This window comes from Schaalia sp. 19OD2882 (genome assembly GCF_018986735.1).
GTDB lineage: Bacteria > Actinomycetota > Actinomycetes > Actinomycetales > Actinomycetaceae > Pauljensenia.
Window position 1 is genome coordinate 742,454 of the sequence record NZ_CP065521.1, and the last position, 24,570, is coordinate 767,023.

Genomic DNA, 24,570 nt, shown 5'->3' on the forward strand with positions numbered 1-24,570 from the left:
GCTCAGCCGACTGCGCCAAGCGTTCGGCGAGCATGTGCTCGCCTACATCTCCTCCGGCGACGTCCTGGCCTGGTACTCCGCCCTGTGGGCCGAGGCAGGGCCCGGCGTGACACGCCCCACCTACATGACCCTCGTCAGTCTCATGGCGGCCGCCGTCAAGGCCGGCCACATCGACACCTCGCCGTGCCAGGTTCCCGGCGGCCAGAAGCACCACCCACCAGCCGAGCCGAAGCGCCAAGTCGCAACCCCCGAAGAAGTACGCACCGCAGCCAACGCCATGCCCAACGACCTACGGCTCGCCGTCCATCTCGCCGCATGGTGCCAAGCCAGGGAGGGCGAGATCATCGGCCTCCAGCGCCGCGACCTCACCCTCGACGACTCCCCGACGTTGCACATCCGCCGCCAGATCCAGTACCTCACCGGGGAGGGGCCCGTCACCACCGGTCCCAAGTCAACGGCTGGAGACCGCGCCATCACGATCCCAGTCTCCCTCATCCCCCTCATCCGCGCCCACCTCGAGACCCACACTGGCGGTGCACCAACGGCCCCGGTCTTCCATCGGCCCGACCTCATCGACCAGCCGATCCACCCCAACACCCTGCGTAGCCACTGGAACCGGGCACGGGCAGCGGCAGGCATCCCCTGGTTTCGCTTCCACGACTTGCGCCACACCGGCCTGACCGTCTTCGCCCAACAGGGCGCCACCCTCGCAGAGCTCCTCCACCGCGGTGGACACTCCGACGTCAGCGTCGCCCTGCGCTACCAGCACGCCACCCAGGCGCGCGACCGCGCGCTTGCCGACAGCATGGACACCTCGATCCTCACCTGAGCGGCAGGCCCCCCGCCTTAGCTCAGTCGGCAGAGCGATTCACTCGTAATGAATAGGTCGTGGGTTCGATTCCCACAGGCGGCTCCAGCTGAGATCGGCCCCGTGCCTGACGAAAGTCGGTGCGGGGCATTCCTGTACCGACGGCCGTAGGCGGGGTGCTGTAGCCATCGGTGTAGCCATCTGAGGCTCGATGTCTGCGATTTCGGCTCGGCGTCGGCGCGTGGCGACGGCGAGTGTATGAGAACTGACACACGCTCTCGTGTGTATATGGGTAGACAGTGCACTGTGCACTGGTATACAGTAGGTGCATCGACAGGGGGACCAGCCCCCAGAGAGCTGAAAGGACAAGAGCCATGCACATCATCGCCACCGAGCAGGTCGAGGGCTTTCAGACTCTCCCCGGCACCCGCTACGCCATGATCGACGGCGACACCGAGGTCGGCTACCTGGCGGCCCACACGACCGGCCTGATCCTCAACGTCGAGGTCGACGAGGACCGACAGGGCGAGGGCATCGCCCGAGCACTCTACGAGTACGCAGACGCCGCCCAGGGCCTGTACCACGTCCCCGCATGGGGACGCACGCACGAGGGGGACTGCTTCGCCGAGGCGATGGGCGGCGAGACCATGGACGACGCGCAGGCCGCAGCAATCGTCGGCATGGACCTGTCCATCTACGAGACCGACTGACCAAAAGACCGGCCCCGCCCCGGTCGCACTGTGGGCGGGCCACACACACAGAGAGGACAAGACCCATGAGAGACCGCTACCAGTGGACCGACCAGGTCTCCGGCTGCTCGGACACCTGCCGACTCCAAGCGTGGGCAGACGACCACACTCGCATCGAGTTCCACATCGCAGACGTCGACGGCTACATCGAATCTTCCTTCGTCGTCTTCCCCACGAGGGGACCTGCCGCGTCCAGCGACGACACGGCCGAGTGGCCCACAGTCGAGGCGTACGTGCCCCGCACGGACTGGCCTGCCGAGATGCCCACCGGCAAGGGCGGGCCAGCCGCAGACCAGCGGCACCCTGACCAGGCTGTCCTGGACGCGCTGGAGGACTACAGGTGCATGCTGGCAGACGATGACGAGGGGGACGGAGACGACACGTGGGTGGACGCCTACCTGGGAGACTCCGCCGATGAGACCTCAGGCGAGCAGAAGGAGCTGATCGTCCGCGCCGCCGCCCGCTTGGACGCTCTCATGCCAGGCCAGGACATGCGCGGCGAGCGGGAGACGGCCCTGGGCGGCGCTGTGAAAATCATCCTCGGCGACGAGACCGTGCAGGATGTGGGCCGCGCTGAGCGGCGCGCCGTGCACGCGCTGGAGCAGGCGAAGCTTGCCACGACTGGCGCGATGGTCGCCGCTGAGCTCACTGGACGCACGATCACCGGCATCGCCGACATGACTGGTCTCACCAGGCGCACCGTGTACAAGCGGCTCGCTAGGCGAGGCTGACGTGGGCAGGAAAGCAGCCGACGGACGCTTCCACACAGACCTGGAGGCCCGCGAAGCCGGGTACATCCCCACGCAGGAGGCGCTCGCCATCCTCGGCATGACCCGAGAGACGCTCCGCGAGATGGTCAAACGCGGTCGGGCACCTACCCCGACGCGGATCCGACATGGCTACTGGTGGAGCGAAGACGAGATCCGAGCATGGCATGAGCAGCGCGTGGAAGCCACAAAACCGCGTCCGTGCCAAGAGCCCGGCTGCGAACGCGACGCGTGGGCCAAGGGGATGTGCCTCATGCACTACAAGCGCCGGTGGAAGGGACGTCTATGGTCTGGGCCGGCACTCGGAGCGCCGGCAGGAGCAGGCGAGTTCGGCATCCTGGATGAGACCGACGATGGGTTGCTGTGCCACGAGTGTGGGCGACGATTCGAGCACCTGGCAGCGCACGTGCGTCCAGCGCACGGCCTCACCGCAGCGGAGTACCGCGACCTGTACGGCCTGCCGCGAGGTACGCCACTTGTCACGTCGAGGATCAGCGCAGCGCACAGTGAGCGGGCGCGCAGGGTCGACAGCGCCGGGTACCTCGATGGTCACCGTGATCCCACGCGCGCGTCGCACTCGCGCGGGCCAGACGCCATACAGGCGGTGTCACGCAGTCGCATGCAGCGCGGGAGTGGTGGCCGGCGGACATGACGAAACCGCCCCCACCACGGCGGTCATGCCATGGTGGGGGCGGTTCTCGAGCGCGCTGCTCGCTCATGTGTCCGGGACTGTCCTGGTGAGCGTGTCCACCCGCGCGTCGGCTCGCTGCACCGAGGCCTGCACAGCCTGCAGGTCCGTGCGCAGGCGGCCGAAATCCTCGCGGATGAGCCGGATGTCAGCGACCCGCTCGGCGTGCTCGCGCTCAGCTCTCGCGTCGGCCCTGCGTAGGGACAGCGAGATTGCCGTCATGCCCTCGCGGACCTGTCCCGCCAGAGCATCCACGTCCTCTCGCAGGTTGGTCGAGTGGCTGTTGACCGTGGACTCTCGGATCGCCTTCGTGTCCTCCCGACTCTCCTGGAGGTGCCTGCGGAGGTTGTTCAGGTAGGTGATGCCGACCCCGACTCCAGCAGCGGCCAGACCGAGGACGGCGACGAGGAGGGTGACCACGGCGGTGGCCACCTTCTCGTCGGCCAGGACCTCGATCATGCAGCGTCGCCTCCTCGATGCCTGAGCGCGTACGCGGGCTCGGCGTCGGTCGCAGTGGCCTTCGGGTCGGCGATGGAGGTCAGGACGGACGCGATGGTCGCGGTCGCGGTGATCGCGGCGATCGAGGTCCAGTCCAGGGCGGTGACGGCGGTGCCGACCGTGACCAGGGCCAGCATGGTCTGCGCGGCCGTCTTGATCGCACGCTCGCCAGCGCCGACCCAGAACGTTGTGGTGGTGTAGATGCTCACTTGCGGCGTCCCTTCTGCTTGTTGACGGCTTTCTGCATGGCCGAGACCGTGTCCGGCCCAAGGATGGCGTCGATGGTGACGCCGTAGTAGGCCTGCATTCCTCGGGTGGTCTCAGGACCCCAGATGCCGTCGACGGTGACGCCGAAGGCCGTCTGGAGCGCGCGGACGAGGGTGGACCCTTCCGCAGGGTCGTCGACCCACTCCCACGAGTCGGCCGAGCACGCGGGCATCTCCCGGCTCGACCCGCTCCACTGGTCCGAGATGACACCGTCCGCGGGGGTGCGGTTGATCTCCTGCAGGGCTCGCGTGGTCTGAGGCCCCCAAATGCCGTCGACGACGAGGGCGTCCAACACGGCGCTCGCGTGGTCGTAGGCGGGGCGGATCATCGCGCAGATGCTGCCCCAACCGCGGGTGCGCCGGTAGACGCCACCGCCGTCCGACTGCGAGCCCGCCCACGATCCCGACGTGTTGAACTCAATCGTCTGCACGTACGAGCCGCGGTTGAGCTCGACGATGCCGATGTGATCAGCTTCGCCGTCGTCATCCCAGTCGAAGCAGACGAGGTCGCCGGGGGCCGCATCGTGGATGTCGACCAGACGCCCCTCACGGCGTGCAGCCGCGATCCCGGCAGGCACGTACGCGAAGTGACCGCCCGGAGGAGTCATTCCTGCGCGCGAGAGTGTCCAGGACACGCCCATGGCGCAGAACGGGACTCCGGAAGCCCCGAAGTAGGAACCGTGCGTCTGCGCGTACCAGCGCCCGTACTTCGTCCCCTCGGCTGGATCGTCGTATCGGTTGTAGCCGAGCTCACCCGTAGCGATTGCGAGAACCTGTCGCGCGGTTGCCATCATCAGTAGGTCACCTCCTGAGCCTCCGCGACGTCGGCCGGAGAGCTGTCTCCCGTGGCCGTCGCAGTGCGCATCAGCGTGACCTCATCCTCGACGCTCACGTCGGTGTCGGTCTCGATCTGATCGGACATTCCGTTGCCTTCCTTCCTTGCTGCTGGCATGACAAACCCCGCGCCAGCGGTGGCGCGGGGGAGTAGTTGTTCTGCGGCCTGTGGCCGCTGAGGTCAGCGGTCCGGGTGGTTCTTTCGGACGCTGTGCACCGCTTCCAGGATCGCCTTGTCACTGATGACGTCCTCGTACAGGCCAGGCCGGTCAATGTGCCTGGCGCACGCGGCCGCGTAGGCCGCGGCCAGTCCAGGCTGCATGGCGACATCGACGATCCTGTCGATCAGCCACTGGGCCGGCGCCACGATGCCCTCCGCTCTCAGACAGACTCCGACTCTCGCTCGGAATTCCTGATCCTCCGCGTATGACACGCTTCCTCCTCGTCTCTTCATGTCACGACTTGGTCAGGCGCCAAGTCACCGATTTCAAGGCCGCCCTGTCGGCCGACCCGAATTGGACGGCGCGCGCAAGAATTTTTCCGCCGGCCGTCAGACCCGTCGTCACCCCGTGCACCAGCGTGAATCCTGTCGTTGTCGCCGTCGACAGAGCGAAAAACCACCCGGGCGGCGGCGCGAATGGTGGGTCGATCTCGAAGCTCGTCGCCCACCACGGTGACGATGAGAGTCCCCACGCTGGGAGCCCGCGGACCTGGATTACGCCTGACGCCGGGTAGGCGACGCCGTCGATCATCAGAGTGTTCGGATCCGCTGGCCTGGCACCACCAGGACGACCGAGGACGTAGACGCGCCGCGCCGCGGTCACAGTCAGCACCCGGTCCCCAGCGGCGAGGCGGCCGCACAGGTCGACTGGCGATTCCGCGAGCGCCTGCGTGTCACCATCGAGGGTGACCCGCAGCGGAGACGCGCCGGTGACCTGCCCCCACCTCAGGGTCGGCATCTGCGCGGCCTGACGCTTGAGTCCTGCGATGACTGAGGCGAGGTAGTCGAGGCTTGTCACAGGTCGACCACCTCCTTCAGTGTCGTCCTGCACAGGGCCGTCGGGTCGAGGCCGTAGGCGATCTCGTGGATGGTTGCTCTCGCCTTGTGGCCGCCGGTGTCCCAGGTGACGAGGTCGTTTGGGGAGAGGGGCAGCGGCATGTGGGTCATGCGGATCGTGGCCACCGGTGTGGAAGCGTCGATCAGGCGTCGTCTGGCCAGACTGTCGATGACCTCTTGGCTGGAGGCCTCGACCCCGGTCTCCGTGCGCGTTACCCACCTGCCGCGCGCTGGGAAGCCGAACGGACTGTCAGGGTCTTCGTTCGATGCGACCCCTACCAAGGCCGGCTTGTCGTCAGAGCCTTGGCCGACCAGTACCACCCGGTTCGGCACGTCTGCGAGATCCTGCTCCAGGTCCCACTTCGCCGAGTGAACGGCCTGCTCCCCCTCAGCGAACGTCCACGACTGTGGCCTGGCCGCCGGCCGGACGTATGGGCGAACCTGCAGGACGCCGGCGCCATCCGGGGAGAGCGCCCAGTAGCCGATCGCGTCGAGCAGATCGTTGATGACTGTCAGCTTGGAGGTGCCGGGGTCCCAGACCATCTGTGATTTGAGCGTCTCCGGCGAGTCGGTGACGGCCATGCGAGTTTCCCCGGCCTCGGCGAGGATCTGCCTGACCGCGTCCGTCACCCGCGTCCCAGATGCCAGGGAGAGCGTGCTCACGGTCGCGTCTTGATCGATGACTGCAAGTTTGCCGAGCAGCTCGACGCGCCTGGACACCATGCCGTCCTCGAACGACTGGGTCGGAGCCGACAGCAGGAACACACCGATCGGCCACGCCTGGCCGTTCGCCTCGTAGTCGATGCGGACACGGTCGGTCCCCCAGTCGATCTGCTGGCCGACCTCGTCGACCTGCAGCGTCCCCGAGGCCCGCAGGCGCGTGGCCGCCGACAGCGTCACGTCGCCGCCCGTGACCCCGTCCAGCAGACCCTTCTCCTGCTCGTCAGCGTCCAACAGGGTCACCGTGAACCCCGCAACCCTGTGCCCCGTCAGGTCAGCCACGACCAACCTCCTCGACCTGCGCCTTTACCTTCCACGCGGTCGACAGCTGCCTGGACAGCTGGACGCCCGACAGGGACGCGAAGAGTCTGCGCCCCGCAGGATCCCGGTACAGGATCGGGCCTGGCGTCAGCGCCAGCTCCTCCAACCGCAGCAGCAGAGGCATGTCCTCATCGAGCAGCGTCGCCGAGATCCCGATGACCCGCGAGCGCTGTGTGCCGGCCATTTCGACGCCGAGTAGTCGGCCGGCGAAGTGGTGGACCTCCCGGTTGAGGAGGGCGGGCGCGAGCGTGTGCTCGGGGTCGTAGAACAGGCCGACGGTGGTCGTGCCGTCCTGCCCGCCTGTGAGCCAGATCGCCCAGGACTCTGCGTCCAGGGTGACAGTGGTCGACGCGGACGAGGGGAGCGCCGAGACTGCGGAGACCCGGTACTGGGTCTGGCCGTTGGACAGGCCCTCCCTGTCCGTGAGGGCGGCGGACACTGGCAGGTCGGTGGCTACCGGTTCCCAGGTTGCGCCGCCGTCGACGGAGCGTTCGACCGTGTTGGACACGGTCTCTGCCTGGTCTGCGCCTGCGGCCGGGTTGGTGATCTGAATCAGCGCCTGCCCCAGCTGGTCGTCCCATGTGACCTCGACCAGAGGCGCCGGCGGCTCGGGGTAGTCGACCGTGACATTTCGCGTGTCGACCTCGGACCATATGCCGTGGCCGGAGCGGACTCTGATGGTGATCGTGTAGGCGGCGCCGTCCTCGAAGCGCGTGTCCAGTGCCGCCTGCGTGGCTGGCCCTTGGACCTGCTTTTCCTCGATGACTTGGCCGCCTCTTGCGACCTCGACCTGCGCGCCCGCCTGCGCGGACCCTTGGGCTTGCCAGTAGGCCCAGGAGACGGTGATCGAGGAGACCGCGACGGTCCCGTCAGGCGGGTTCGTGATCTGGACCGTGGGCGCGTCGACGACCATGAGGGTCTTGACTGCCGCCCACGGTGAGGCACCCTGTTCTTGCCCACTCATGTAGGAGCCCCAGGTTCTGGCCTGCCACTCCCAGGAGCCGACCTGCAGGTCGACCGCCGACTTCTGCGCCTGCCCCGTGACGATGCTGGTCGTCCACGAGGAGGCGCCCTGCTGGCGGTGGCGGACCTCGGCGCGTGTCTGCCTGGACGCGTCCGTCGGCGTGTGCACCCAGGTGAGCTCCACCTGGCCGGGCGTCGCATAGCCGCTCGGGGCTACCAGGGTCGGGGCGTCAGGCGGGGCGAGCAGGCGCACAGTCGGTGACGGGAGCGACTGCGCTGACGACAGTGCCGGCCGGATTGTCTTGGCGACCACCGTGTACGTGTGCGTGGTCGACGTCGACGGGCCGACGTGGGTCCACTGCTGGGATGCTCCGCCCTGCACCTGGCCGACCACGACCCCGCCGTCCAGGACGTCGTAGCCAGTGATGTAGCTGATCGGCGAGGACTTCTGCTCCCAGGAGACGATGACGTCCTGGCCGTCCTTGACGGCCTGCACGTTCACCGGAGTCGCCGGCCTCGTGTTGACCGTGCCTGCCCACGCCGCTGGTGACTGGCCCGCGCTGTTGTAGGCGACGATCGCGTACTCGGTGTGTTCGTTGAGGGGAGCAGACGCGTCGTCGAACGCGGTCGCTGACCATGGCAGGACCGCGATCGTCCGCCATGTTTTGTCGGAGCCGGTGTACCGCTGGACGCGCACCCCCGACCAGGGCTGCGCTCCCGTGGCGCCCGTGTAGTCTCCCTCCCACGTGACCCTGGTGCGCCTGTCCGCGACCCACGCGGCTGCCGGGTTCTTCGGTGGGCGCGGCGCCACGTGCGGGCGCGCTGGTAGCGTCACACCTGCCGTGACCTCCGGCCTGCCGCCATTCCAGATCGGCCCCAGCTGAGCGCTGAAATTCGCCCTCGTGGTCGCCCCATATTTCAGGGCGACGGTGGTGCGCTGGCGGGCGACCTCCTTGACGACCGTCTGGCCGAACCCGGACTGGAACGAGACCTCGACATCACCCGAGATCGACCCCGTCCGATGCAGGACGTTCGACCAGTTGTGTCCGTAGGCGTCCGACCTCAGGAAGTACGCGGCCTCCACCGTCATCGACCCTGAGGACGGGTTTCCCCACATCCCCAGCTCGATGCCGACTGACATGTAGCCAGACGACGAGCTCCACACGATCGCCATGACGGCGCCCCCTGTCCTTGTCAGATGCCCATCAGCTCACGAGCCCGCGAGCGCGAAACCGGCGCGGTGGCCGTGGCCACCGCGTTTTCCGCTTCGACGCGCACCCGGCCGATGAGCGCGTTGTCCACGTCCTTGAGGATGAAGGTTTCAGGCATTCGGCTGTTGGAGGCGAGGGCTTCGAGGAGTCCCCACTGGCCGGCGGAGAAGACCGGCTCTGGCTTGCCGGTCCTGTTCTCAACGACGGAGACGCCCGGCTGGAGCCATCCGCCTGAGTCGTAGAGGAATCGTCCTGCGTGTGCGCCGCCGTATACGCCGGTCTCGCGCACGGTCATGCCGAACGTCGGGGCCTCGACGATCATGCCGTTGCCGGAGGCGACGGCGACGTGATGGGCTCCTCCGACTCCGGGCGCGCCGCCCCAGAACCACAGGTCGCCCGGCAGGACCGATCCTGCAGGGACCGCTTTGGATGCCGCCTGGAACGTGGAGGCTGTGTGCCTGGGCACGGGCACGCCCATCTGGTGGAGGGCCCACACGATCAGGCCCGAGCAGTCGACGCCGCCTGGCACGTCGACGCCGCCCCACACGTAGGGGGTGCCGATCGCTCGGCGCGCCATCGCCACGAGGGCCGAGGACGACATGCCGGCGGTCTGGCTCTTCAGCAGCGACCCGATGCCGTCGACCCACAGGCCTGGGATCGCCTGGAGGATCTGCGACCAGGTGCCCTGCACCCCGATGCCAGAGAGCATGTTCGCGACCGGCGTGCGGATCAAGTTCTCCACGGCGCCCAGCGGGTCCTGAATGATCGAGGCCACCGCCTCCTGTGCGCTTGCCACCCATGACATGGCGTCGGAGAACGACCCGGTGACCCGCTCCCAGATGCCGCCATCGGCGAACGCTTGAGTGTTTCCCCTGTCCCCGACAGATGACAGCGCCGCTCCGGAGCGGGCGGCGCGGTTCATAGCAGCCACGGCAGCCGGGCCGCCGACCGCGCGCACCCACTCGGGACGCATGATCGCTTCACCGCCAGACAGGCGCAGGTGGCCGCCACCGTTCGGACTGTAGAAATCGAAGACGTCCCTGCCCGGGGTGTAGCCGGGCAGGACGCCGCCCGACGCGTACCCCTGGATCCCAGAGACTGCCGGCAGACGCAGAGACAGGCCGAGCTTCTCGGCGACCGTGTCGAACGTCCTCTTGATGCCGTTCATGTAGACCGTGTTGATGATGAAATTCACCGGCTTTGCGGCGATCTCCTTCACCTTGTCCCACACGACCCTGATGCCGTCGCGCATCAGCTCGAAGCCCTTGAGGATTCCTGACGTGACCGATTTGAAGCCGGCGAGGACCGTCCCCGTGTACCACTGGTACACGGCTGAAGCCGCAGATTTGATCCAGTCCCAGGCGCGGCCGATCCCATCGCCCATCACCCTGGCGCCAGCCGCCAGCCACTCGAACAGGACCTTCATGTTCGGCCACAGGGTCCGCATGAACCAGTCACCGACCGCAAGCGCCGCCGCCTTGATTCCCTCCCAGGCTGCGGTGACGATCGTTCGGAAGGTCTCAGAGTTGTTCCACGCGAGAACGAGGGCCCCGACCAGGGCGGCGATCGCGAGGACGACCAGGCCGATCGGGTTGGCGTTGAGCGCCGCATTGAGCAGCCACTGTGCGGCCGTCTGCGCGTTTGCGACGGTGACCATCGCCCACATGCCCTTGACGAACTCCACGATCGCGAAGGCCGTCATGAGGCCCTTCCACGTCGCGAAAGCGGCGACGACCGCCGTGAGCAGTTCCTTCATCGAAACGACCGCCGCGATGAAATCGACGACGGCGCCGAAAGCCGGGGAACTCGCGACCTGGGACAGGAACCCGGTGATGCCGTTGAATAGGTCGGTGGCGATGGGGACCAAGTTGTCCTGGACCGCCGCCCACAGAGCCAGAGCTGATTCGCGCGCGTTGAACAGGAAGTCCACGAACGCTGAGTCCTCCTCGAAGCCGAAGATCGGGCCCGAGAAATCCCCGCTTGCGAGAATGTCCCACAGGCCCTTCACGCCCGGAATGAGGTCACCGGCGACGGTGTCGTAAAGTCCTGCCGCGTACTCGCGCGCTGTGAACAGGAAGTCGACGAGGGCCGAGTCCTCTTCGAGGCCGAAGATCGGGCCGGAGAAATCCCCGTTGGCGACGATGTCCCACAGGCGCTGGACGTTCGGGATGAGCGTGTCGATCACCCACGCGAACCCTTGCTCTGCTCCGTCGGACATGTGCTGCAGTGCGTTCGTGATCGATGGCTTGACCTGGTCGACGAGTTTTGTGGCGCCGGTGACCATGGTGGCCTCGAAATTGCCCCATGCGCCCTCCATCGTGGAGGTTGAAGTGGCCGCCTCCTTGGCCACGTCCGTCATGCCCAGGCCCATCAGCGCGTCGTTGAATTCTTCGGCGGAGATCTGCCCCTTCTCCATCGCCTCACGGAAATTGCCCGTGTACGCGCCGGCATCTGCGAGCGCCTGCTGGAGCTGGCCGGAGGCGCCCGGGATCGCGTTGGCCAGCTGATTCCAGTTCTCCGTCGTCAGCTTGCCGGCGCCTGCCGTCTGGGTGAGGACCATGCCGACCGACTTGAAAGTCTCCGCGTTTCCGCCGGCCACCGCATTGAGGTTTCCGGCGGCTTCGGCGAGCTTGTCGAAATCTTTGACGTTGTTCGCGGCCAGCTGGGAGGTAATCGACTGGATGTCTCCCAGCCCGTAGACGGTCCGGTCGGCGTATTCCTTGGTCGAGGCCGTCAGCTTCTCGATGTCTGCCGCGCCGATCTTGGCGAAGCCCAGAGTCTTCTTGAATTTGTCGGTCGCATCCGAGGCGTTTAGGGCCTCGGTGACGACCTGGCTGAGGCCCAGGCTCAGTCCGGCGATGCCCGCGGCGCCCAGAGCGACCGAGGCGATCGACCCGACAGTCTTGAAGGCGCCGCCGAGGCCGGAAACTATCTTGGATTCCAGCTTGTCCGTACGGACTCCGCCGAGCTCGCGATTGATCTGCGGCGCGATTCCCTTGCCGCTGATCGCCACCTGCAGCCACGCGGTTCCCAAGTTGTAGCTTCCTGCCACGACGGCCCCCTTCCCATATTCAGTTCACCGGCCAGGCTCAGGCCTGCACTTCCGGATGGCGTGCGAGCCAGTTCTCCAGCTTCCGCAACTGCTTGTCCTCGCGTGCGGCCGCCTTGTCCAACCAGCCCGGCTCCGGAGGCTCCGGCGCCGGAGGACGCTTCGCCCCCTTGCCAGCCAGCAACTGGACGACGACGTCGCGCAGCAGCCACCCCTCCTCATGGACGGCGGCGACCTCGTTCGACCAAGCCGCGCGCCCGCCCTCAAGGAACGCCGTCGTCGACCCCGGCGGCATCCCCCGGACGAGGACAGCGAGACGACGCAGCGTGAGCTCCCCCCGGAACAGACCCAACAGGTCAACGCCGTAGACGCGCAGCAGATCCGCTTCGATCGCCTCCCACCGCCTGGCAAGCAGGCTCAGGAGGCCCGGGATTCCGGGTCGAGTGCCCCCAGGCACTTGGACATGATTTCCTGCAGCACGGAGAGCGGGGCCGCTCCGTTGTTTTCTCGGCGGATCGCCGCGATCACGCGGTCGAGGTCAGCGCCCAGCATGTGCTTGACCGCCAGTAGACCGGCCTTGAAACGCTCGGCCTCCGGCTCGCTCTCGTCCTCCATCTTCAGCAGCTGGAAGGTGTAGCCGAGGTCGTTGACGATGCTCGGGCTGATCGTCACTGTGGCTCCCCACAGGTCGACCTCGACCGGCTCCGACGCCTCCCCGGTGTCCTGCTGTGCCTGCGCCTCACGGCGCGCCAGCTCCGCCGCCGACGGCGCCTTCCGCTTGCCTCGTCCTCGCTTGTTGCTCATGTGTCGGTCCCTTTCACTCGTCAGTGTCGGCCGGCCCCTGGTGGTCTGTGGTGCCCGCCCGGGCCGGGGACCGACAACCGGCCCGGGCGGGAGCATGCGTCAGGCGGGAATCATCGCCTTGTGATTGGTGAGCAGGTAGTACTCGCCGATCACCTGAAGCGTGTACTTCCACGCGGTGATCTCACCGACCTTGAGCTGGACTCCCTCGCGCTCACCCAGCTCGAGCGTCGGGAAGAGCACGCGCCACTGGATGGACGAGTCCGACGTGTCGAACGCGTCGATCACGCCCGACAAGCGACGCACCTTGCGGGCTGCCGGCACCGTGAGCTTTGCGATGTCGACCTGCTCGGAGCCGACTGTCTCCTTGAGCTTGGCGACCTTCGCGTCCAGGTTCCACTCGACCGTCTTCAGCTTCGATTCGAGAAAGACCGCGCTGATCTTCGTCGTTGAATCCGACATGAACGTTCGAACCGTGCCGTGGCCCTGGTGGCCCTTGATCTCAGAGACCGAGTCCGCCAGGTCGAGCGAGAGCCCGTCCTCGCTGACCCACCCCATGTCAATCAGGGTCTGAGGGATCTCCGCCTTGAGGCCCGTGATTCCCTTCACGTCGTCCGGGGAGTGCTCCCCCAGGTAGAGCGAGTCGTTGTCCGACCCGAACATGAGCGCATTGAGCGCATTCAGAGTTGCCATTTCACGGCCCCTTTCGCTTCATCTTGGTGGTGATCTGGTAGGTGGCCGTGTATCTCGGCCTGTCAGTCCTGTCAGGATCCGGGAGCTCCCCCGGAGTCGAGCCGACCACGTGAGCGATCAGCTCCGGAGACGCCGGCAGAGCGTGCACGAGATCATCGACCTTGGCCGCGAGCGCAGCCGCCTGGCCGGTGCTCAGCGCGTAGGAGTCGACGGTGAGCGAGGCCGTGGTGAGGACCTTCTGGGAGCGGCCGGGGCCGCCCAGGACGGTGATCACGACGAACTCGTCTGGCACGTCACTGTCGGGCCGTTTGGAGACCACGGGGAGTTTCAGTGCCTCTCCGAGGTGGCGGAGCAGGATTTCCTTCGGATCTGGATTGGTCACAGTGGTCCTCCTGACGCTGCGCGTTCGAGCGCGTGGTTTGCTGCGGCCCTCTTGGCCGCCGGTGTGAGGGCGCGGACGTATGCGCGCGCCCTTGACGTGGTGGACGGCAGGACGCCGAAGCCGCTGCCAGCTCTGCGCGCGATCTCGGTCGCCAAGGTGTTCACTGCGATCTGTGCCCTTGGTGAGGTGAGCATCGCTTTGACGGCAGCGTCATCGAGTTGGATCCACACCTTCTTCATGCCATACCCCTCCCCGTTGACGCCCGCAGTTCCGCGACGAGGCCTTTGGGCCATGTGGATGGCCGGCCTTCGACCTCCCACGTGATGCCGTCGACCTCGACCTGGTCGCCCGCCTGGACGTCCGGGTGCTGGCCTCGCCAGTACAGAGACGCCGTGGAGATGACCGGTGCGCGGCCTGGTGCGAGCGGCTCGGCGGAGGAGGCTGGCGCGAACAGCGCAGGCGGAAGCACGGTGCGTTCCAGCTGCCCCGGGATGGGCTCTCCATACTGGTCGACGCCAGCGGGCGTGCTTCGGATCCTGGTGACCTGGACCAGCCATTCACTGTCGATCACCGGACACCTCCCACCCACACGTTCACGCGCCGTGGCCGGTAGGACCTGGCCAACGCCAGATCGTCAGGGGAGAGAAGCCCCTGGCCGCCCACCGTCCAGGCCGCGAACGACGACGACTCGCTGAACGGCCCCGTGGTGGTCGAGGCCTGGGTTTGGCCGGCGGCGGCCCGCGGGTCTGCACGCAGCAGCCGGGCGACCGAGTCAGCGACCTGCAGGCGGACCCGGTCCGGAACCTTGTCGAGGCCAGACGTGTAGGTGACTGTCACGAACTCGTCCGACGGCAGGTCGACGACGACGGCGCCGGCACGCACCCGGAACGGGATCGCCAGGCCGTCATCGTCAACCACGCTCTGGACCGACTGGATCGGAACGATGGGAGGGTAAGCCTGCCCGCCGTTGACCTTCACCCGGTGCGTGCGCTCCGACTTGGTGAAGCTGCAACGCGCCTCAGCCTCGAACTTCGCGGAGATCAGATCAAGCAGATGCTCGATCCGCGCCGCCTCGCCCTCACTGAGGTCGCGCCCAAGCGCCGCCTGAACGTCAGACTTGCTAGCGAGCTGCATGCCTCACCCTCCCCTCGCACCGCCTGTCAGGACTTGGCCCCACGCTTCGGCTTGGCCTCCGCCTCTTGGCCGGCCTCTCCGTCGGACTCCGCTTCCTCGGGCGCCGCTTCCTCGGACGCCGGCGCCTGGGTGGCGTCGTCGACCAGCTCCGCATGGCCTGCGCCGACCAAGCCAGTGCCGACCGACTCAGGCACTTCGATCACCAGGCCGCTTCGTCCCTTGATCTTCATGATCAGGCCCCCTTGTAGACCTGGACAGCGGTGGGGCGCAGGATCGCGGCGCCGTAGACGTGCAGGCCGCGCACACGGTCGGCGAATTTCTCCTCCGACCGCATCGCCTCGATCCTGTCGATCTGGGAGACGTAGGCGACCGAAGGCTTGTGAACGCCGATCGCTGTGGGCTTGGCGTTGTCCATCCACGGGGAGGTCACCACGTCGAAGCCCAGCAGGCGCCCGATCGCCGCCTCGCGCAGACCATCGGTCGAGTTGGAGGTGTCGAACGCGGTCAGCTTCGATCCGTCGGCGAGCAGACCCTGCTCGAACGCCGCATTGATGAACAGGACACGATCCGACTGGGGGACCTTGGCCGCCGACAGCGCGCCACGGGTGGCCAGGACGGCTGCGTAGGCAGACGGCCAATCGGTGACGGCCACCGTGCCCGGCATCACCGTCCCGTTCGCAGTGACCAGAGCGGTCAGGAACGCCTCGGCATCCTCGACCAGGCCGATGGCCGCCGAGCGCGTGTAGGCGTCGAAGGACGCCGCCGCCTGTGTGCGGTCGATGTCGTCGACCAGGAAATCGAAAGACTTCTCCTGATCGACGACCAGGTCAATGCCCGTGTCAGCGAGGGCGTCCGGTGCGGTCGTGCGCGGAATCGTTCCGCCACCACCAGGTTTGGGAACGACCCCGGTCTTGTAGTCCTTGACCCTCACGTCAACGATCCCCGGGATGTGCACCTTCGAGCCCGACGACAAGGCGTCCTCGTACTCGCGATTGGTCAGGCCGGTGAAGACCGCCTGGTTGTGGAAGTTCTCGAGGATGGATGCGGACCAGACCTCGGGAATGAAGTGCTGCAAAGCCATCGCTTGGCCCCTTTCAATGTTGATCTTTTCTCGCCCGCTGTCAGCGGCCGAGCAGCGTGTCCAGGCGCCCCTCACGACGCGCCTTGTTGATCTCCTCCGGGGTCATCCCCTTCAGATCCTCACGAGTGAGCTGAGCAGCCCCCCGGATCTCGTCCCCGCGGTTGCCCGCGTGCGAGGCCGACGTCGAGGCCGGAGGCGCCGAATCCCCCGCGGCCTCCTGGACATGCCCATGGAACGCGAGCAGCGCATCCGCCGACGCCATCAGCTCCTCCTCCGTCGTCCCGGACAGCAGATTGGCAGGTACGCCCTTCGATGCTGCGACACTCGCGCGCAGCAGCTGCGCCTCAGCCGATGCCGCACGCTTCTCGGCCGCCTCTCTGGCCTCCACAACCCGCTGCATTTCGCTCTTGGACTGCTCCTCGATCTCATCGAGGCGACGCGCCTTCTCCGCGTTCTCCTTCGCCTTCGCTTCGTTTCGACGCGACAGCGCCTTCCACTTCTCGGCCTCAGCCCGGTAGTCCACCGTTTCGGCGGCCTCGGACTCGACGGTTTCCTGCGGCGCCGCAGCCTGCTGTTCAGTCGTGTCACTCATGGTTTCCTCTCCCGTTTCGGGTACGAAAAGAGGCCCCGCCTTTTCGGTAGGGCCTTGAAACTCCGCCCAGCTGCCGCGGGCGGACATCTTCTGTTGGACGCAGCAAAAAGGTCAGGCGGCTGGCCTTCCCCAAATGCCTTACGGCGACGGTGGGACGGCTGCCACCTGACAGCTACAGCGTACCACCACTTGTCGTGCGCGTCAGGCGCGTCAGCTCTCCTGCATGGTCGATCACCATGATCTCGACGAATTTCTGACGCCCGAAGAATCGCCTCCGAATCTGCTCGAGTGCGACCTCATCAGAAAGCCCGCAGCGCCGCAGATCTATGACAAGGCGATCAGCTTGCTTTGCGCCTCGCTTGAACTGGTCAGAGATTGTGTTCCTCTCAGAGGACCCCCTGGGAGATTTGAACTCCCACACGTGGCCCTCGATGATTGCGTCCGGGTTCTTGGCGCCCTTCTCATGCGAAAGCGGCCGAAATTCCACGTCGATGCCAGCAGCCGCCAGCGTTTCACCTGTGGCGATCTCGTGAGCTTTGACCTTGAGGCCGCGCGGAATTTTGACTTGGCCAAGCCCAGCACGTCTGGCGGCAGACTCTTCCGCTTTGTGCCCCTGGCGCTCGGCTTTCTTCGCCTTCTTGCGGCTCTTCGCTTTCGTCTCCTTGAAGGAGATGACCGGCCCGTATTCGCCATGCTCGGTTTCCAGAATCAAGTGACGATAGTCCGGCAGGCGCCCGCTCCTGTCAGACACGCCTGTGCGCGCTTCCACCACCTGATGTGCGCGCTCCAACGTCTCCTCGTCAATCACCTGACGCATCGCGAGTTCCGGCGGTAGGGGTCCCACATTGCAGTCACACCCCGGATGGATCGGCAGCAGGTCCTTCACGTGGTAGCGCTGCGTCGACGCAATCACGCACAGGGCGCAATTCTCGCGACCAGTGAGAATTCGCCGGTAGTACTGGCCGCCCATCGCGCGCATCGAATCGCGTGATTGAACGCGCTTTGCGTTCTGCATGTCCCCACCAATGAGCTGAATCAACCTCAGCTCCCCAGCGCGGACCGCAGCGTCCAGTGGTTTTCCTTCGGACAGCCCATTCCACACCTGCACGCCAGGACGCCGATACACGGCCTGCGGATCAACTCCCCGCAGCCCCGTGACCGCCTCCTCGTCGATGGGCGGAAGCGCGAGCTTCCACCCCAACTCGCGCGCACACTCGACCATGTAGGCGCGAGTGAGGTTCGCGGTCTGCAACTGGCCGGCACGAACGCGCGGCACGATCGCCGCGATCATCTCCTCGATCGCAGAATCCCGGTAGTAGGGCAGACTCGCCCAGACAGCGCGACCGAATGCTTCGACCGCCGACCGTATCTCGTGCACCTGAGCGTCGTAGACCTGGGCGAGCTCATCCAACCTGCCGACGTCAGGCATCACTCACCCCTTCATCCGAACGCCCTCCAGCCCTAAGACCTCGACCTCGGCCGTCAGATCGCCGGCATCCTCAGCCCACCCTCGCAGCCCGTGAAGACACGTCAGCGGAGCCGATCGGGGCCAGCTGCCCACCAGATTTCGGCTGAGGAGTCACCCCCTGCGCGGCCTGCAGGCCGAGCGCCAGAGCCATCTGCTCTTCCGCGCGCCGCTGCTTGTCCTGCGCAATCTGCTCAGGCGAATACCCCAGGATGTTCTCCTGAATCGTCTCCAACGCCTCGCCAGCACCCCTGGCCTGCGCAGCAGCCGCGTACCGCTCCGTCATGCTGATCGTCGCCGGCGGAGCGAACTTCGCCTCGACCGTCGCGCCATCCAGCTGCGCGCCCTCGATCTGCAGAGCGCGCACCAACATGACCGCGAGCGCGGGCTTGAAGCGGCGGATGCGGTCCTCTGCCTTGGAGACGAGTTGCGCCATGGGCTGTTCGGCTCCTGATGCGGACTGGTTCGCGGCGTCTGGGAGCATCGCGGAGAGCGGGGTGCGGGTGGCGCCTGCGAGTTCGCGCCAGTCGTCCTTCACGGCGCTGAGCATGGGGGTGAGGTCGACGGTCTGGGATTCCCAGATCTCCACGCCAGGTGGGAGTTCCCACAGGGCGCCTGGGCCGGGTTCGAAGATCGCCTGGTAGTCGATCTGGTCGCCCTTCTCGTCCGTGTCCGGCAGGCCAGGGGCGTCTGGCGAGGAGGCCTTGAGGGCGCGCTGCCTGTAGGTCTGCATCGCCATTGTGACGAGGCGGTAGAGGATGCCGGTGTTGATGCGGTCGATGATGCCCGTGTGGGCCTCGAACTCACCCATCTCGTCCTTGTTGACCAGGAGGATGACGGGCGGGTCTCCTGCGTACTCGGAGAGCCGGGTGATGTTCCAGTCTCCGCGGACACGTTCGATGAGTTTGGCGTCCCTGCCGTATGAGTCGCGCGCGTATTCGGCGCAGACGCCGTCGACCCACACGACCATGTGGTCGGTGTGGTCCGACATGGTTCGCCAGACCTTGACGGCGGCCCGGGCTTTCCACGGGCGGACCGGGTCCGGCTCGGCGTAGAACTGCTCCGGCCGTTCCCGTGTGACGACGGCTTCCCCGTTGTCGTCGACGGTCTCCAGCATGTAGCCGACGCCGACGGTGAAGGCATCGCGAGCTGCGTCCTGGAAAGCGACGTCAAGGCGGTTGTCCCGCCAGATCCGTCGCGCCTGTTCCGCGAGGGGCGAATCAGGTGAGTTGCCGACGAGGATCCCGTTCGGATGGATGCGCTCGGCCAGGGAATCGACGATGAGAGCGGCCGAGTTTGCCAAGGCGCGCCGCTGGAAGGCCGCCCATGACTTGCGCAGGTTCGGCCCCATCTCCGGTAGGGGAGCGTTGCCGTTGGTGTAGCCGCGCAGCCTGTCGATCCTGGGACGCGCCTTGTCCATCCGCTCGGTGAGGAAGGAGACCCACTGGTCCATCGTCTTCGGCATGCGGTTCCCCTTCCCCTGGTCTCTCAGTAGATGCGGCGCGGGCGGCGCCTGGCCGTCTGCCTGGCGGCGCCCTTTCCGACGGCGTCGAGGCCCGCCTTGAACGCGAACATGGCGCCCCAGGCGGCGTCGATCTTGCTGCAGTCCTGATCGTCTGGCGGCTTGACGAGGACGTACCCGGCCTGCCTTGGCGCCTTACGCGCGTTGAGCAGGTGAGCAGTGAACGTCGGGTCCCCGTCGTAGGTGACCTCGCACAAGCGGATCGCGGAGAGCATGTCCGCGAAGTTTTGACACGTCTGCGAGACGTTGCGCTGCGGGTAGCGGATCGGCTCGCTGGCGCTGATCTTCGCTTTCAGGCGCCCGTGGTAGGCCGCCTCCCACTCCTTGACGAGCTGCGCCCACCCTGCCGACGGGTCAGCGTAGAAGCCAACGACATTGAACCGCTCGAACGCCGCCTTCACGGTCTGCTCGATCTCCAACTTGGGCGGCGTCCACCCCTCGCCCGCCGGCCCGTCAGGCTGGGACCAGATGCCCACCCTGAAAAAGTGCTTCTGTGTAACCGAGTACCCGATGAGGACCGTGGAGTCAGCGAGACCGATCTTGCGACCCTCGGACCCGTCGAAGCCAAGCGTGATCGGCTCGGTCGATGACACGACCTTGGTGCGGTCCTCGATCGCCCGCAGCTCAGGCATCGACAGCCACGCGTCAGACGCCGACGTGATTTGGTTGAGGAAGTCGGACGACATCTGCGCCGGGTCGGCCGACGGCGCCCAGAACTCCGCAGTGATCGTCTCAAGATTCACCCACCCAGGAGTGCACGGCGGATCGTGCAGCACGCACCCACGCGGATCTCTCGAGGAATCACCGTAGGCTACCCGCAGCCCCTCGATCAGACTGTCGTGGTCCGCCAGGTCCGTCGTCAGCGGCGCTTCCCGGTGATCGTAGAGAAGGGTCCTTGCGGCGAGCTCCTTCACCTTGCCAGCCGCGATGAGGTCCGCTTCCCTCGCTGTCATCTCAGCGACACTGCGCTCACCAACCGTGTACGCGTTCGGCGTTTCCACCGTGGTTCCGCCGACCTTCCGCGCGTTCGAGCGAAGAGTGCGCGCCAGCTTGATGCCCCCGTTGCCCGGCAGCCACGTCTCCGTCTGATCCATGACAGCGAACACAGCTCGAGCACCCTTGACCGACGTCGCGGACGAGGTGCGCGTCTCGATCCGGCCGCGCCGCAGCGCGACGAACGAGTCCATCACATCAAGCCTGTACTCGTCCTGTGCCGGCGAGCCACGCAGCATTTCCAACAGCGGGTCCCACGTGTTCGACGTCTGGTCATCAGTCGTCGCCGTCGCCTGCACCAGCGGTGTCCGCCGGGTCGACCACGGGACCCCCACGGGCTGACCCTGAGCGTCCCACCCGTCGCACAGGACCGGCCCCATGGCCTCCACAGCCGCCAAGGCCGCCACGAACGGCGACTTGCCCCACCCTCGAGGCCGCGACAGAACTCCGCGCGTCTTGACGCGCTCACAGGTGATCGGATCGACCTCGTAGAAGTTCACGAGGAAGTCCAACTGCTCCTGCGTCGGGACGAACGGCTCAGCGTTGTCAGTGTCCGGACGCAGCAGGTAGGCAGTCATCCAGTCCGCCACGTCGAACCCCAGCGTCGGGAACTCGTCCCCCTCGAGAGGCTTCCATGGCATGGCGCCCCCTCTCAGGCGTCGACAGCCGCCAGGCGAGTCACCCGCGAGCGCGCGCGCTGTCGAGCGCTCCCCAGGCCGTCGACGAGTCTTGGCTCACCTGCTTCTACCATGTCAGCGTCAGCGAACGTGATGCGCAGGCGCGCCCTGTCCTCGGGCGTCGCACCGAACTTTGCGACCCGCAGACGCAGTTCCGACTCGAACCGCAAGTCTCCTGACCACACAGCCGCGTGAAGTAGCGCCGTATCCAGCAGGAACGACCAGTCCGTCTCGGTGAAATCCCCCGACAGTGGGGATTGTGCCCACATCTGCCACCAGCGCCTTGTGACCGCCGGCCACACGAACAGCTTCTTGCGGGGAACCCCATCCTCGCCAACGACCTCTCGGTAGAACTTGGGGAGTGGCGGCTGCTCGGTGGGGATCGCCGGGATGATCTTCAACGGCGCCGGGTCGGCGTTGCGACGGGCCCTCTTGGTCGGATCCTTTGGCTGCGGGCCGCGTCCAGCCATGCGCAGATCACCCCCAACAGTCAGATCCCCCAACGGGTTTTCGCGTTACAATGGTTGCGTGAGGATCTGTCAGAACGCCTGGTGCGGGCGCCCCATCCCCTCGTCCAAGAGAGTCGGAACGAGGTTCTGCTCGACGCGCTGCCGAGTCGCCGCTCACCGGTCGGCCCGCGCCGGGAATGTCCCGACCGAGATGATCTCACAGCCCAGGTGGGTCAACCACCTTGACAAGCGGCCGATCAATCCAAGGACCGGGCAGGCGGCCTCATCGACCAACCCCGCCACCTGGGGGACCTACGATGCTGCCCGCGAGCGCGACCCCGAGCACCTGGGCTACGTCCTCGGCGCCGGCATCGGATGCATCGACCTCGACCACTGCCTCGACGAGGACGGGACCCCGAACGAGGCGACCGTCGAGCTCCTCGACTTCTACGCTGGCTCCTACGTGGAGGCCAGCCCGAGCGGACGCGGCTTGCACATCTGGGGAACCTCGTGCGAGCGCCCCGGATTCAGGCGCACCTGGAAGGGTCAGAGCGTCGAGTTCTACTCGGTCGGCAGGTACATCACCGTCACCGGCCGAGTGTTCCGCGCCGGGCGCCTCCTACCCCTGTAACGCCGCTCGAATCCCCCGTCAAAACCCTCACGGGAGGGACACCCGCACCCCGACTTTTCTGTGTAACGTCAACGAAAAGTCCCCATCTCCGAATCCCCAGACCCGTACAAACAAAATCCGACAGCACCTCTTGGTGCTCAGGTCGGGCGGGGGAGGGGGTCCCCACCCCCTGGGCTGGTCAGACCCGGGTGTGGGCGGGGCGGCGGCGCGGTCCGGCGTCGCGCCTCGGCCAGGGCCTGCTGGGCCTCGACGCGGGTCTTGCGCTTGTGGTGCCACGAGCACAACCACTGAAGGTTCTCGACCCGATGGTCATCCCCCCGTTGCACGTGGTCGCAGTCCGTCCCCCATGCTGGGCAGCGCGTCCCGTCGTGAAGCATGGCCTCGCACTGTCCGCCTGCCCTTGCCTGGACGAAACGCCGGCGCTCCTGCCAGTCGCGCGGCAGCCGGGCGCGGCGCCCGCTGGACTCCCAGCCCACGGTCAGCGCCCGTCTCTTCCGTTCGCGCGCCTGGCTTCACGTGCTTCCCGGTATCGGGTCAGGTGCGCGGGCATCTGGTAGATGTACTGAAGCAGGGACGACATGAACGCGAGCACGTCGTCGCATTCCTCCTCGGTGACGTCAGCGACGAAGTCTCCGAGCGCCATCTCGTTGCCGAGGTGGCGGATCTCGTGAGCGGTCTCAACCAGCAAGCCCGGCAGCTCGGCCACCTCGGCCAAGTGGTCGATCTTCGAGGAGAGTGTGCCTGATGTCAGGCCCTTGTCCTTCGCGACAGCCTCAATGACTGATCGCGCGAGAAGGATCGCTGCCCTGTACGAGCGGATCGAGTAGCAGGCGTACGCCTCGGACGCGGCATCGCAGATCGGATGTGGCACGTCGACGAACCTCCTCCCCAGGCCGCGAACCGGCAGCCACTCAGCCTGGTGGTCGGACGCCTCCAGGATTGTCCGCACCTCGATGCGGTCCATGCCGTCGAGGTCAGCGGTCGAAGTCATTGACAGGTACCCGCAGCTGTCGCACTTGAAGACCTGCCACCACAATCCATCGGCGGCCTGCGTCACGTCTGAGTGCGCAGTCAGGTGCGCTACCTGTTCACAGTTCCAGCAGATTCGTGAAGCCATGAGCCAATCATGCCCCCTCAACACGAACGCCCCGACCTGCATGGGCGGGGCGTGGGCACACTGGTGGCACTGACACCAGTGTGACACCCCGGCCAAAGGACGGCAACTCACCCCACATCAGTGTGCCCCCGCGTGCGGACGAGAAGCGTGGCGACCCCGCTTCTCCTGCGCCATTGCGTCTGGCCAGCGCACCCAGCGGCGGCCCGCAACCAGGACCGACTGGACCCTGCCCCGTGCGATCCACTGCCTGACCCTGCACGCGTCGATGCCCATGCGGTCGGCGACCTCGGCCACCGTCAGCCACTCGATCCCGTCAGGCGCTCGCACGCTCGGCCACCTCCTCGACCAGGTCCGGGCGAGCGAGCACCAGCTCGACCGTCCGCGTCCACGCGTCCTCGACCCACAGGCGACCGCAGTCCTCGCTGTCGCAGGACACCAAGGCCGCATCCCCCGCCTCACGAGGAGGCCAGTACACCAGGGACCGCAGACCGCAGCAGGGGCAGGGCATCGGCACCCTGTGCGCCGGCTCCTCGACGGGCCACCGGGCCTTGGCGGTCGACACCGCCGCGTCGAGCTCGGCACGCATGTCGCCCGCCCACGACTGGGCGGCCACCCACGCCAGGTGAGGCAGCAGCCACTTCGATGCAGAGCGGACCGCGTCGACTGACGCTCCCAACCGGTGCTCGGCCGGAAGGAATACCTTGCCCGAGGCCGGGTCCACCTGGCGTTCGGGTGCCGAGAACCTCCACCCCCACGCCGATGGGCCACGCAACCCAGCCGGGTGCAGACGAACCACTTCGTCGATCCACGACCCGAGCAGCGCCGCCAACTCGTCAGCCGCGTCGAGAGCCGCAGGGAACAACACCCTGGACCCAGGAACCGAACCACCACCCGAGTCGCCACGACCCATCGGCGACTGGATCGACGGAACCGCCTCGAAGTGCAGATGCTCCACCAGGCCAGGCATGTCCACCACCGCACCTGTCAGACGCTGGAAACACCACCGGCACAGGCGACCCACCTCCGCAGGCCTGGGCGCACACCCCCTGCAAGGCTCACCCCCACAGGACCCCAGGTGCCTACCCGAGACCCGGCAGCCACA

At 66.8% G+C, this 24,570-nt stretch carries 31 protein-coding genes; 5 read left to right on the forward strand and 26 right to left on the reverse strand.

The annotated features are described in order from the left end of the window. The first annotated feature begins 34 nt into the window (after positions 1-34). The 4 genes from I6B53_RS03195 to I6B53_RS11270 all read left to right on the forward strand — a co-directional run bounded on the left by I6B53_RS03195 (position 35) and on the right by I6B53_RS11270 (position 2,976). Positions 35-829: a site-specific integrase gene (locus tag I6B53_RS03195; RefSeq protein ID WP_216764815.1), complete on the forward strand. Its 795-nt coding sequence runs from the start codon at positions 35-37 to the stop codon at positions 827-829. Positions 830-1,182: 353 nt separating this feature from the next. Further along, positions 1,183-1,518: a GNAT family N-acetyltransferase gene (locus I6B53_RS03200; RefSeq protein ID WP_216764816.1), complete on the forward strand. Its 336-nt coding sequence runs from the start codon at positions 1,183-1,185 to the stop codon at positions 1,516-1,518. A gap of 65 nt (positions 1,519-1,583) precedes the next feature. Continuing rightward, on the forward strand, positions 1,584-2,288 hold the full coding sequence (locus tag I6B53_RS03205) for a hypothetical protein (protein ID WP_216764817.1): 705 nt from the start codon (positions 1,584-1,586) through the stop codon (positions 2,286-2,288). 289 nt (positions 2,289-2,577) lie between these two features. Further along, positions 2,578-2,976 carry a MucR family transcriptional regulator gene (locus tag I6B53_RS11270; RefSeq protein ID WP_367880404.1) on the forward strand — a complete coding sequence of 133 codons (399 nt, stop codon included), beginning with the start codon at positions 2,578-2,580 and terminating at the stop codon, positions 2,974-2,976. A 63-nt stretch (positions 2,977-3,039) separates the two neighbouring features. Here the strand turns inward: I6B53_RS11270 and I6B53_RS03215 are convergent, their stop codons facing one another. From I6B53_RS03215 to I6B53_RS03320, 23 genes are all read right to left on the reverse strand, one after another. Then, a complete protein-coding gene (locus I6B53_RS03215) occupies positions 3,040-3,471 on the reverse strand; it encodes a DUF2746 domain-containing protein (RefSeq protein WP_216764819.1) in 432 nt (143 codons plus the stop codon). Then, positions 3,468-3,719 (reverse strand): holin, encoded by a 252-nt coding sequence (locus I6B53_RS03220; protein ID WP_216764820.1) that lies wholly within the window; start codon positions 3,717-3,719, stop codon positions 3,468-3,470. The genes I6B53_RS03215 and I6B53_RS03220 overlap by 4 nt, the downstream gene beginning before the upstream one ends. After that, the gene (locus I6B53_RS03225; RefSeq protein WP_216764821.1) at positions 3,716-4,570 is read right to left on the reverse strand and encodes a CHAP domain-containing protein; all 855 of its coding nucleotides are present in this window, start codon (positions 4,568-4,570) and stop codon (positions 3,716-3,718) included. The genes I6B53_RS03220 and I6B53_RS03225 overlap by 4 nt, the downstream gene beginning before the upstream one ends. Further along, entirely contained in the window at positions 4,570-4,698 is a 129-nt protein-coding gene (locus I6B53_RS11215; RefSeq protein ID WP_301554138.1) for a hypothetical protein, read from the reverse strand. Before I6B53_RS11215 ends, I6B53_RS03225 begins: the two co-directional genes overlap by 1 nt. Before the next feature lie 93 nt (positions 4,699-4,791). Beyond that, complete coding sequence (locus I6B53_RS03230; RefSeq protein WP_216764822.1) at positions 4,792-4,977, reverse strand: hypothetical protein; 186 nt, start codon at positions 4,975-4,977, stop codon at positions 4,792-4,794. Positions 4,978-5,065: 88 nt separating this feature from the next. After that, a complete protein-coding gene (locus I6B53_RS03235; protein ID WP_216764823.1) occupies positions 5,066-5,629 on the reverse strand; it encodes a hypothetical protein in 564 nt (187 codons plus the stop codon). After that, the gene (locus I6B53_RS03240) at positions 5,626-6,669 is read right to left on the reverse strand and encodes a hypothetical protein (protein WP_216764824.1); all 1,044 of its coding nucleotides are present in this window, start codon (positions 6,667-6,669) and stop codon (positions 5,626-5,628) included. The genes I6B53_RS03235 and I6B53_RS03240 overlap by 4 nt, the downstream gene beginning before the upstream one ends. Then, on the reverse strand, positions 6,662-8,812 hold the full coding sequence (locus tag I6B53_RS03245; RefSeq protein ID WP_216764825.1) for a fibronectin type III domain-containing protein: 2,151 nt from the start codon (positions 8,810-8,812) through the stop codon (positions 6,662-6,664). The genes I6B53_RS03240 and I6B53_RS03245 overlap by 8 nt, the downstream gene beginning before the upstream one ends. Positions 8,813-8,865: 53 nt before the next feature. Next, positions 8,866-11,934 (reverse strand): tape measure protein, encoded by a 3,069-nt coding sequence (locus I6B53_RS03250; RefSeq protein ID WP_216764826.1) that lies wholly within the window; start codon positions 11,932-11,934, stop codon positions 8,866-8,868. A gap of 37 nt (positions 11,935-11,971) precedes the next feature. Then, complete coding sequence (locus I6B53_RS03255; protein WP_216764827.1) at positions 11,972-12,388, reverse strand: hypothetical protein; 417 nt, start codon at positions 12,386-12,388, stop codon at positions 11,972-11,974. Next, on the reverse strand, positions 12,349-12,735 hold the full coding sequence (locus I6B53_RS03260) for a hypothetical protein (protein ID WP_216764828.1): 387 nt from the start codon (positions 12,733-12,735) through the stop codon (positions 12,349-12,351). The genes I6B53_RS03255 and I6B53_RS03260 overlap by 40 nt, the downstream gene beginning before the upstream one ends. Before the next feature lie 99 nt (positions 12,736-12,834). Beyond that, entirely contained in the window at positions 12,835-13,425 is a 591-nt protein-coding gene (locus tag I6B53_RS03265) for a hypothetical protein (RefSeq protein ID WP_216764829.1), read from the reverse strand. A gap of 1 nt (position 13,426) precedes the next feature. Further along, the gene (locus tag I6B53_RS03270) at positions 13,427-13,807 is read right to left on the reverse strand and encodes a hypothetical protein (RefSeq protein WP_216764830.1); all 381 of its coding nucleotides are present in this window, start codon (positions 13,805-13,807) and stop codon (positions 13,427-13,429) included. Then, positions 13,804-14,046 (reverse strand): hypothetical protein, encoded by a 243-nt coding sequence (locus tag I6B53_RS03275; protein ID WP_216764831.1) that lies wholly within the window; start codon positions 14,044-14,046, stop codon positions 13,804-13,806. Before I6B53_RS03275 ends, I6B53_RS03270 begins: the two co-directional genes overlap by 4 nt. Beyond that, positions 14,043-14,378, reverse strand: a complete 336-nt coding sequence (locus tag I6B53_RS03280; protein WP_216764832.1) for a hypothetical protein — start codon at positions 14,376-14,378, stop codon at positions 14,043-14,045. The genes I6B53_RS03275 and I6B53_RS03280 overlap by 4 nt, the downstream gene beginning before the upstream one ends. Next, positions 14,375-14,941: a hypothetical protein gene (locus I6B53_RS03285; RefSeq protein ID WP_216764833.1), complete on the reverse strand. Its 567-nt coding sequence runs from the start codon at positions 14,939-14,941 to the stop codon at positions 14,375-14,377. Before I6B53_RS03285 ends, I6B53_RS03280 begins: the two co-directional genes overlap by 4 nt. Positions 14,942-14,967: 26 nt before the next feature. Next, the gene (locus I6B53_RS03290; protein ID WP_216764834.1) at positions 14,968-15,171 is read right to left on the reverse strand and encodes a hypothetical protein; all 204 of its coding nucleotides are present in this window, start codon (positions 15,169-15,171) and stop codon (positions 14,968-14,970) included. A 2-nt stretch (positions 15,172-15,173) separates the two neighbouring features. Next, on the reverse strand, positions 15,174-16,022 hold the full coding sequence (locus I6B53_RS03295; protein ID WP_216764835.1) for a P22 phage major capsid protein family protein: 849 nt from the start codon (positions 16,020-16,022) through the stop codon (positions 15,174-15,176). Between the two features lie 40 nt (positions 16,023-16,062). Further along, entirely contained in the window at positions 16,063-16,614 is a 552-nt protein-coding gene (locus I6B53_RS03300; protein WP_216764836.1) for a hypothetical protein, read from the reverse strand. A 172-nt stretch (positions 16,615-16,786) separates the two neighbouring features. Then, positions 16,787-18,043, reverse strand: coding sequence for a hypothetical protein (locus tag I6B53_RS03305; RefSeq protein ID WP_216764837.1), 1,257 nt, complete (start codon positions 18,041-18,043; stop codon positions 16,787-16,789). 70 nt (positions 18,044-18,113) lie between these two features. Beyond that, positions 18,114-19,544 carry a phage portal protein gene (locus I6B53_RS03310; protein WP_216764838.1) on the reverse strand — a complete coding sequence of 477 codons (1,431 nt, stop codon included), beginning with the start codon at positions 19,542-19,544 and terminating at the stop codon, positions 18,114-18,116. Between the two features lie 23 nt (positions 19,545-19,567). Next, a complete protein-coding gene (locus I6B53_RS03315) occupies positions 19,568-21,235 on the reverse strand; it encodes a hypothetical protein (protein ID WP_216764839.1) in 1,668 nt (555 codons plus the stop codon). An 11-nt stretch (positions 21,236-21,246) separates the two neighbouring features. Beyond that, complete coding sequence (locus I6B53_RS03320; RefSeq protein WP_216764840.1) at positions 21,247-21,741, reverse strand: hypothetical protein; 495 nt, start codon at positions 21,739-21,741, stop codon at positions 21,247-21,249. Between the two features lie 190 nt (positions 21,742-21,931). On the opposite strand from I6B53_RS03320, the gene I6B53_RS03325 reads away from it, so the two are divergent. Next, positions 21,932-22,351, forward strand: a complete 420-nt coding sequence (locus tag I6B53_RS03325; protein ID WP_216764841.1) for a hypothetical protein — start codon at positions 21,932-21,934, stop codon at positions 22,349-22,351. A 478-nt stretch (positions 22,352-22,829) separates the two neighbouring features. On the opposite strand, the gene I6B53_RS03330 is transcribed toward I6B53_RS03325, so the two are convergent. From I6B53_RS03330 to I6B53_RS03340, 3 genes are all read right to left on the reverse strand, one after another. Next, entirely contained in the window at positions 22,830-23,315 is a 486-nt protein-coding gene (locus tag I6B53_RS03330; RefSeq protein WP_216764842.1) for a DUF4145 domain-containing protein, read from the reverse strand. Positions 23,316-23,585: 270 nt separating this feature from the next. Further along, entirely contained in the window at positions 23,586-23,795 is a 210-nt protein-coding gene (locus tag I6B53_RS03335) for a phosphoesterase (protein WP_216764843.1), read from the reverse strand. Continuing rightward, positions 23,782-24,444 carry a hypothetical protein gene (locus I6B53_RS03340; protein WP_216764844.1) on the reverse strand — a complete coding sequence of 221 codons (663 nt, stop codon included), beginning with the start codon at positions 24,442-24,444 and terminating at the stop codon, positions 23,782-23,784. The genes I6B53_RS03335 and I6B53_RS03340 overlap by 14 nt, the downstream gene beginning before the upstream one ends. Between the last annotated feature and the right edge of the window lie 126 nt (positions 24,445-24,570).

Bases quoted from the DNA above. Each gene is read 5' to 3' on its own strand.
- I6B53_RS03200 (WP_216764816.1), top strand. From the start codon at position 1,183: ATGCACATCATCGCCACCGAGCAGGTCGAGGGCTTTCAGACTCTCCCC.
- I6B53_RS03205 (WP_216764817.1), top strand. From the start codon at position 1,584: ATGAGAGACCGCTACCAGTGGACCGACCAGGTCTCCGGCTGCTCGGAC.
- I6B53_RS11270 (WP_367880404.1), top strand. From the start codon at position 2,578: ATGCACTACAAGCGCCGGTGGAAGGGACGTCTATGGTCTGGGCCGGCA.
- I6B53_RS03215 (WP_216764819.1), bottom strand. From the start codon at position 3,471: ATGATCGAGGTCCTGGCCGACGAGAAGGTGGCCACCGCCGTGGTCACC.
- I6B53_RS03225 (WP_216764821.1), bottom strand. From the start codon at position 4,570: ATGATGGCAACCGCGCGACAGGTTCTCGCAATCGCTACGGGTGAGCTC.
- I6B53_RS11215 (WP_301554138.1), bottom strand. From the start codon at position 4,698: ATGTCCGATCAGATCGAGACCGACACCGACGTGAGCGTCGAGGATGAG.
- I6B53_RS03245 (WP_216764825.1), bottom strand. From the start codon at position 8,812: ATGTCAGTCGGCATCGAGCTGGGGATGTGGGGAAACCCGTCCTCAGGG.
- I6B53_RS03260 (WP_216764828.1), bottom strand. From the start codon at position 12,735: ATGAGCAACAAGCGAGGACGAGGCAAGCGGAAGGCGCCGTCGGCGGCG.
- I6B53_RS03265 (WP_216764829.1), bottom strand. From the start codon at position 13,425: ATGGCAACTCTGAATGCGCTCAATGCGCTCATGTTCGGGTCGGACAAC.
- I6B53_RS03275 (WP_216764831.1), bottom strand. From the start codon at position 14,046: ATGAAGAAGGTGTGGATCCAACTCGATGACGCTGCCGTCAAAGCGATG.
- I6B53_RS03285 (WP_216764833.1), bottom strand. From the start codon at position 14,941: ATGCAGCTCGCTAGCAAGTCTGACGTTCAGGCGGCGCTTGGGCGCGAC.
- I6B53_RS03290 (WP_216764834.1), bottom strand. From the start codon at position 15,171: ATGAAGATCAAGGGACGAAGCGGCCTGGTGATCGAAGTGCCTGAGTCG.
- I6B53_RS03295 (WP_216764835.1), bottom strand. From the start codon at position 16,022: ATGGCTTTGCAGCACTTCATTCCCGAGGTCTGGTCCGCATCCATCCTC.
- I6B53_RS03300 (WP_216764836.1), bottom strand. From the start codon at position 16,614: ATGAGTGACACGACTGAACAGCAGGCTGCGGCGCCGCAGGAAACCGTC.
- I6B53_RS03305 (WP_216764837.1), bottom strand. From the start codon at position 18,043: ATGCCTGACGTCGGCAGGTTGGATGAGCTCGCCCAGGTCTACGACGCT.
- I6B53_RS03310 (WP_216764838.1), bottom strand. From the start codon at position 19,544: ATGCCGAAGACGATGGACCAGTGGGTCTCCTTCCTCACCGAGCGGATG.
- I6B53_RS03315 (WP_216764839.1), bottom strand. From the start codon at position 21,235: ATGCCATGGAAGCCTCTCGAGGGGGACGAGTTCCCGACGCTGGGGTTC.
- I6B53_RS03320 (WP_216764840.1), bottom strand. From the start codon at position 21,741: ATGGCTGGACGCGGCCCGCAGCCAAAGGATCCGACCAAGAGGGCCCGT.
- I6B53_RS03325 (WP_216764841.1), top strand. From the start codon at position 21,932: ATGATCTCACAGCCCAGGTGGGTCAACCACCTTGACAAGCGGCCGATC.
- I6B53_RS03330 (WP_216764842.1), bottom strand. From the start codon at position 23,315: ATGGACCGCATCGAGGTGCGGACAATCCTGGAGGCGTCCGACCACCAG.